This is a genomic window from uncultured Mycobacterium sp. (assembly GCF_964249325.1).
Taxonomy (GTDB): domain Bacteria; phylum Actinomycetota; class Actinomycetes; order Mycobacteriales; family Mycobacteriaceae; genus Mycobacterium.
Genome location: NZ_CAXUCH010000225.1, coordinates 1 through 6891, shown reverse-complemented (window position 1 = coordinate 6891; position 6891 = coordinate 1). Strand labels below are relative to the sequence as shown.

The 6891-nt window shown below is 66.5% G+C and carries 7 protein-coding genes; 1 reads left to right on the top strand and 6 read right to left on the bottom strand.

All coding sequences use genetic code 11. The features are described 5' to 3' along the window. The 6 genes from lgt to ACFE99_RS20700 form a co-directional block, all read right to left on the bottom strand. Positions 1-965: prolipoprotein diacylglyceryl transferase (gene lgt / locus ACFE99_RS20725; RefSeq protein ID WP_375488289.1), on the bottom strand; the 965-nt coding region annotated here is incomplete at its 3' end. Continuing rightward, positions 962-1774: a tryptophan synthase subunit alpha gene (gene trpA, locus ACFE99_RS20720; protein WP_375488288.1), complete on the bottom strand. Its 813-nt coding sequence runs from the start codon at positions 1772-1774 to the stop codon at positions 962-964. The genes trpA and lgt, both read right to left, overlap by 4 nt. Further along, positions 1771-3042 carry a tryptophan synthase subunit beta gene (gene trpB, locus ACFE99_RS20715; protein ID WP_375488287.1) on the bottom strand — a complete coding sequence of 424 codons (1272 nt, stop codon included), beginning with the start codon at positions 3040-3042 and terminating at the stop codon, positions 1771-1773. The genes trpA and trpB overlap by 4 nt, the downstream gene beginning before the upstream one ends. A 64-nt stretch (positions 3043-3106) precedes the next feature. Further along, positions 3107-3925 (bottom strand): indole-3-glycerol phosphate synthase TrpC, encoded by an 819-nt coding sequence (trpC, locus tag ACFE99_RS20710; protein WP_375488286.1) that lies wholly within the window; start codon positions 3923-3925, stop codon positions 3107-3109. 82 nt (positions 3926-4007) lie between these two features. Next, on the bottom strand, positions 4008-4667 hold the full coding sequence (locus ACFE99_RS20705; protein WP_375488285.1) for a TIGR02234 family membrane protein: 660 nt from the start codon (positions 4665-4667) through the stop codon (positions 4008-4010). Beyond that, a complete protein-coding gene (locus tag ACFE99_RS20700; RefSeq protein ID WP_375488284.1) occupies positions 4660-6201 on the bottom strand; it encodes an anthranilate synthase component I in 1542 nt (513 codons plus the stop codon). Before ACFE99_RS20700 ends, ACFE99_RS20705 begins: the two co-directional genes overlap by 8 nt. A gap of 50 nt (positions 6202-6251) precedes the next feature. On the opposite strand from ACFE99_RS20700, the gene ACFE99_RS20695 reads away from it, so the two are divergent. Next, on the top strand, positions 6252-6722 hold the full coding sequence (locus ACFE99_RS20695; RefSeq protein ID WP_375488283.1) for a peroxiredoxin: 471 nt from the start codon (positions 6252-6254) through the stop codon (positions 6720-6722). Positions 6723-6891: the final 169 nt, after the last annotated feature.

The following is a 6891-nucleotide window of genomic DNA, read 5'->3' as shown; positions in this document are numbered from 1 at the left end:
CCGCTGAGCGTTGCCGCGTCACCGGCACCTGTGGCCGAAGCAACAGCGGCAAGTGCGGTGGCCGGCTCGGGCGCCGGTGCTTCCTCGGCGCGACCAGCGGTGCCGCCGAGCGTCGCGGGATCTTCACGTCCCCTGGGCGCCAGCATGATGTAGACCACCGCGCCGACGAACACAAATGTCGATGTGAACAAGTTGACTCGGATCCCGGCGATATGGGTGGCCGGGTCGTCCCGCAACAGCTCGATGCAGAACCGGCCGACGCAGTAGCCGGCTACATAGAGCGCAAACAGCCGGCCGTGGCCGATCGTGAACCGCCGATCCAGATAGATCAGTGCAGCGAAGATGAGGATGTTCCAGAGCATTTCGTAGAGGAACGTGGGCTGCACCACCATCGCCAGCTGGCCCGTCGACACGCCGTCGAGCGAATGCACGTCGACGAATCCGGCCGGGTCGCGCCGGTAGAACACCTCCATGCCCCACGGCAGTGTGGTCTCGCGACCGAAGAGCTCCTGGTTGAAGTAGTTCCCGAGGCGGCCGATCGCCTGCGCCAGCACGATGCCCGGAGCCACCGCGTCAGCGAAGGCCGGCAGCGGAATGCCGCGGCGACGGCAAGCAATCCACGCCCCCACCCCGCCGAGCGCAACCGCGCCCCAGATACCCAAGCCACCGTCCCAGATGCGCAGTGCCGCGCCCCATCCCGCTCCACCGCCACCGAAGTACGTCCGCCAGTCGGTGATCAGGTGATAGAGCCGGCCGCCGATCAGCCCGAAGGGCACGGCCCACAGCGCGACGTCGTAGATCACGCCACGCTCGCCGCCTCGCTCCTCCCAGCGGCGGTCACCGATCAGCAGGGCAACGACAATGCCGAGGATGATGAACAGCGCGTAAGCGCGGATCGGGATCGGACCCAGGTGCCAGACCCCGCGTGGCGGGCTGGGGAAATAGGCGAGAACCGTAGTCGTCATAATGCCGAATCCCTTTGGCGCACACCGGCAACCAGCTCACCGGTCAATGCGCGCAACGCTGACAAGCCATCGGCTAACGCAGACACGAGCGCTGACCCGACGATGACCCCGTCGGCGTAGCTGGCTATCTCGGCGGCCTGTTGTCGTGACCGCACACCCAGGCCCACCCCGACCGGAATGTCAGACACTGACCTCACTCTGCGCACCAGTTCGGGTGCGGCCCGCGACACCACATCGCGCGCTCCGGTCACACCCATCGTCGACGCCGCGTAGACGAATCCGCGCGACGCCTCAATTGTCGCCGCCAACCGCTGCGGCGTCGACGACGGCGCCACCAAAAAGATGCGATCCAATCCGTACTCATCGGACGCCGCCAGCCACTGGTCCGCCTCATCAGGAATGAGGTCAGGCGTGATAAGCCCCTGTCCACCGGCCGCGGCCAAGTCCCGCGCGAACGCATCAACCCCGTAGCGCAGCACGGGGTTCCAGTAGGTCATCACCACCGCACGGCCACCGGCGGCACTGATCGCCTCGACCGCCGCCAACGTGTCCCGAACTCGCACACCGCCGCGCAGTGCGGCCTCGGAAGCCGTCGCGATGGTGGGGCCGTCCATGCCCGGATCCGAATACGGCACCCCGACTTCGATAAGGTCACAACCACATTCGACGAGTGCTCTCATCGCGTCGAGCGAGGTGCGCACATCGGGATAACCGGTCGGCAGATAGCCGATCAGGGCTGCCCGATTGCTCTGCTGACATGCGTGGAAAAGCGGCGCCAATCGGCTTGTTTCGCTTTGTTTCACCGTCATGAATGGGCGTCGCCTCGAGCATCGAGTAGGCCGAACCACTTCGCAGCGGTCTCGACATCTTTGTCACCGCGACCGGACAGGTTCACCACAATCACGGCACCGCTGCCCATCTCGGCTCCCAGCTTGAGCGCACCGGCCACCGCGTGCGCGGATTCGATCGCCGGGATGATTCCCTCGGCGCGACAGAGCAACCCGAATGCGTCCATCGCTTCGGCATCGGTGATGGCGCGGTACTCGGCGCGCCCGGTTTCCCGCAACCACGCGTGTTCTGGGCCCACGCCCGGATAGTCCAGACCAGCCGAGATCGAATGCGACTCGATGGTCTGGCCGTCGTCGTCCTGCAGTAGATACGAGTACGAGCCCTGAAAAGCTCCCGGTGAGCCGCCAGTGAAGGTGGCAGCGTGCCGGCCGGTCTCGACGCCGTCACCGGCGGCCTCGAATCCGACCAGCCGGACTCCGGGATCATCGATGAACGCGTGGAAAATCCCGATCGCGTTCGATCCGCCACCAACACATGCGGTCACCGCGTCGGGCAGCCGACCGGCCTGCTCGTGGATCTGCACGCGTGTCTCCAGGCCGATGATCCGCTGAAAGTCGCGCACCATGGTCGGGAAGGGATGCGGGCCGGCCGCGGTGCCGAAGCAGTAGTACGTGCTGTCGGCATTGGTGACCCAATCCCGGAATGCCTCGTTGATGGCATCTTTGAGGGTCTTCGACCCCGACTCCACCGGCACCACCTCGGCACCCAGCAGCCGCATCCGCGCGACGTTGAGCGCTTGGCGCGCGGTGTCGACGGCGCCCATGTAGACGACGCAGTCCAGGCCAAGTAACGCACATGCGGTGGCGGTAGCCACCCCGTGCTGCCCGGCGCCGGTCTCGGCGATCACTCTGGTCTTGCCCATCCGCTGCGCCAGCAGCGCCTGGCCGAGCACATTGTTGATCTTGTGAGATCCGGTGTGGTTCAAGTCTTCTCGCTTGAGGAAGATGCGCGCCCCATGAGCGTGCTCGCTGAGCCGGCGCGCCTCGTACAACGGCGACGGCCTACCCGCGTAGTGCGTCTGCAACTTGTCCAGGGTGTCGAGGAAATCCTGGTCAGTACGCGACTTGTCGTAGGCGGCGCTGACTTCCTCGATGACCGCCATCAGCGCCTCTGCGACGTAGCGCCCACCGTACGCGCCGAAATGGCCACGAGCGTCAGGGTCGTGGCGGGTCGGTTCGGCGATGGCCGCACTGGAGCGAGGCAGCTCCGGGCCGGAGAAATCTGCCATCACCAAGGCTCAACGCGCAACTGGTTCATCGGGTTCAACGCTTCCGACCATGGCCCATGGACGGCTAGCGAGCCGGCTTCGGGCAGGACGGGTGAGTGCCTGCGGTGACCAGATCAGCGACCGCTGCCCGGGGGTCACCGCTGGTGACCAGGCCTTCGCCGACCAGCACCGCGTCGGCGCCGGCCCCCGCATACGCCAGCAGGTCGGCAGTGCCGCGCACTCCCGACTCGGCGATCCTGATCACGTCGGTGGGCAGACCGGGGGCAATCCGCGCGAAGCAATCCCGGTCCACTTCCAGTGTGGTGAGATCGCGGGCGTTCACCCCGATGACCCGCGCCCCGGCTTTCAGCGCACGATCGGCTTCTTCTTCGGTGTGCACTTCCACTAAAGCGGTCATGCCCAAGGACTCGATCCGGTCCAGCATCGACACCAGCGCGGGCTGCTCGAGCGCTGCAACAATCAGCAGCAGCATGTCGGCGCCGTGTGCGCGGGCCTCGTGAATCTGATAGGGGCGGATCACAAAGTCTTTGCGCAACACCGGAACCGACACCGCGGCGCGCACCGCATCGAGGTCGGCCAGCGTGCCGTGGAAGCGGCGTTCCTCGGTCACCACGCTGACGATCCGCGCACCACCATCTTCGTAGGCGCGGGCAAGTTTCGCCGGATCGGAGATGCTCGCGAGTTGACCCGCTGATGGGCTGGCGCGTTTCACCTCGGCGATGACGGCGATGCCCGGCGCGCGCAACGCCGCCATCACGTCGAGCGGCGGTGGTGCTGCTGCAGCGGCCGCTTTGATCTCCGACAGGCTGATGATGGCCTCACGAGCGGCAACATCCGCGCGGACTCCCTCGAGGATGGAGTCGAGCACGGTTGCCGAACTCATGGCTGTCGGTTCCTTTCGCCGGGCCCCGCAAGATTTATTGACGACGTCCATCGAAGGGTAGCGAGCGATGGCGCGCCATCCGTCACCGACCCTCGGTGTCAGTTTCGTGTCGCGGATCTTCATCCGGCGGTGGGGCCGGCTCCCGGGGACGGTCGGTCGGGTCGTTGCCTTCGTCGAGCGCATCCCACATCATGCGTTCCGACACCGCGCCGTCATCGCGGTCCGCCATCGACCGGCGGGCCGCGGGTGTCGTGTATGTCGTCGTCCCCGCCGACGTCGCCGACCGCATCAGCAACACCGCACCCGCCAACGTGCACGCCGCGGCCCCCAGCGTGATCGCGGCGCCCCAGTAGCGCCGCTCGCTGCCCACCAGCGTCAGCACCGGTACATGCGCGAGGTCAGCCCCCCGCACCGCCACGTCCGGAAGCGCCCACAAACCAATGGCGAGATAGCCGCTGGCCAGGCTCGCGACCGCCACCATCAGCGCCAGCAGCCGCAACGGCCATCCCCGCACCGCCAGTGCGGCGACGGCGGTGGCCAGCAACAACAACGCCAACGGCACCAGCGCTGCTGACCACGTCGCACCGGAGACGGTAGCCGTCTTCGGCGGTCCCAGCCCGTCGAAGGACCGCACGACTACCCACGGCAGTCGCGACGCCGCCCACAGGCCGCCGGCTGCCACGACCAGTAACAACTGAGCGGTCACAACCATCCGCCGGCCGCGCCGCTCAGGCTTAGCCATTGCCGGCGGTGTCGGGCTCTGTGAGCGTCTCGGCGGCGGCGATCGCATTAAGCACCGCCCGCGCCTTGTTCGTCGCTTCAGTGTGCTCGTAGGCGCCGTTTGAGTCGGCTACCACCCCGCCTCCGGCCTGCACGTAGGCGGTGCCGTTGCGCATCAACGCGGTACGGATCGCTATCGCGAAATCGGCGTTGCCGGCGAAGTCCAGGTAACCCACGACACCGCCGTACAGGCCGCGGCGGGTCTTTTCTACCTCTTCGATCAGCTCCATCGCCCGCACCTTCGGTGCGCCCGACAGCGTGCCGGCCGGAAAGCAGGCGAGCACCGCATCCAGCGCGGTACAGCCTTCTGCCAGCATCCCAGTCACCGTCGAAACCAGGTGCATGACGTGGCTGTAGCGCTCGATGTGGCTGTAGTCCTCGACGCGGACCGTACCGGGAACGCAGACCCGGCCAAGGTCGTTGCGCCCCAGGTCGACCAGCATCAAGTGTTCGGCGCGTTCTTTCTCGTCGGACAGCAACTCCTTTTCCAGGAGTAGGTCCTCTTCCTCGGTCTGCCCGCGCCAACGGGTTCCGGCAATCGGATGTGTCGTCGCCCACTGATCCTGCACGGTGACCAGCGCTTCGGGACTGGAGCCCACTATCGAAAAGTCGGTTCCGCCAACATCATTCGGTACATGCAGCAGATACATGTACGGGCTGGGGTTGGATGCCCGAAGTATCCGGTAGACATCGATCGGCTCGACATCGGTGTCCATTTCGAAGCGCTGCGACGGCACCACCTGGAAGGCCTCACCGGCTTCGATCTCATGGACCAGACGTTCGACGATGGCGCAGTATTCCTCGACGGTGCGCTGCGCGCGGTGCTTGGGCTTCGGCCGGCTGAAGGTGGCCACGGTCGACGGCAGCGGCTGGCCCAGCGCGGTCGTCATCACGTCCAGCCGCGCGACGGCGTCGTCGTAGGCTTCATCGACCCGCTCGTCGGTGCCGTTCCAGTTCACCGCATTGGCGATCAACGTGATGGTGCCCTCGTGGTGGTCGACGGCCGCGATGTCGGTGGCCAGCAGCAGCATCATGTCGGGCAATTTGAGGTCGTCGGCCGCCAGTTCGGGCAGCCGTTCGAGCCGCCGCACCAAGTCGTAGGCGAAGAAGCCCACCATGCCGCCCGACAGCGGCGGAAGCCCGGGCAGAGCCGCGGTGGCCAACAGATCCAAGGTGGCGCGCAGCGCCTGCAGCGGGTCGCCGCCGGTTGGTGCGTCCTGCGGCACCGTGCCCAGCCAGACCGCTTCGCCGTCGCGCACCGTCAACGCCGACGGCGCTCCGGCACCGACGAACGACCACCGTGACCACGAGCGGCCGTATTCCGCGGACTCCAGCAGAAAGGTGCCGGGCCGGTTGGCGGCCAGCTTGCGGTAGGCCGACAGCGGGGTTTCCGTGTCGGCCAAGACCTTGCGCGTCACCGGGACCACCCGGTGCTCGGCGGCCAGCGCCCGGAAAGTCTCCCGGGACGTAGTGGCGGCCGCGAGGTTGGCGTGCACGCAGCTATCTTTCCAGACATATCAGGGCCACCGGCGTAGCGTTGACCGCCATGAAAACCGGTGACACCGCGCCAGACTTCGAACTGCCCGATCAGGACGGCAAGCCCCGCTCGCTCAGCAACCTGCTCGCCGACGGGCCGGTGGTGCTGTTCTTCTACCCCGCCGCCGGAACAGCCGGCTGCACCCGAGAGGCCTGCCACTTTCGCGACGTGGCCAGTGAGTTCGCTGCCCTCGGCGCACTGCGGGTCGGTATCAGCACCGACCCGGTGGATAAACAAGCCAAGTTTGCCGGCGACCACGGCTTTGATTACCCGCTGCTGTCCGACGCCGACGGAGCGGTCGCTAAGCAGTTCGGAGTCAAACGCGGGCTGCTCGGGAAGCTGATGCCGGTCAAGCGCACCACCTTCGTCATCGACACCGACCGCACGGTGCTCGACGTGATCGGCAGCGAGTTCAACTTCAACTCGCACGCCGACAAGGCGTTGCAGACGTTGCGGGCGCGGGCGGGACAGTCTGGTTGACGCTGCGAGCTGCTGTCTCGCAACTAATTTCGCCATAGCGTGCTGACTTTGAGCCGCGTTGTCCACAGTTCGGTGTTTCTGCACAGCGCAGGCGGACGGCGGTCCGTGCTGTCAGCCTGTTGCCTCATGTCAAGATGCGCGCGAAGGCGGATTCGTTGCCTCACGTAAA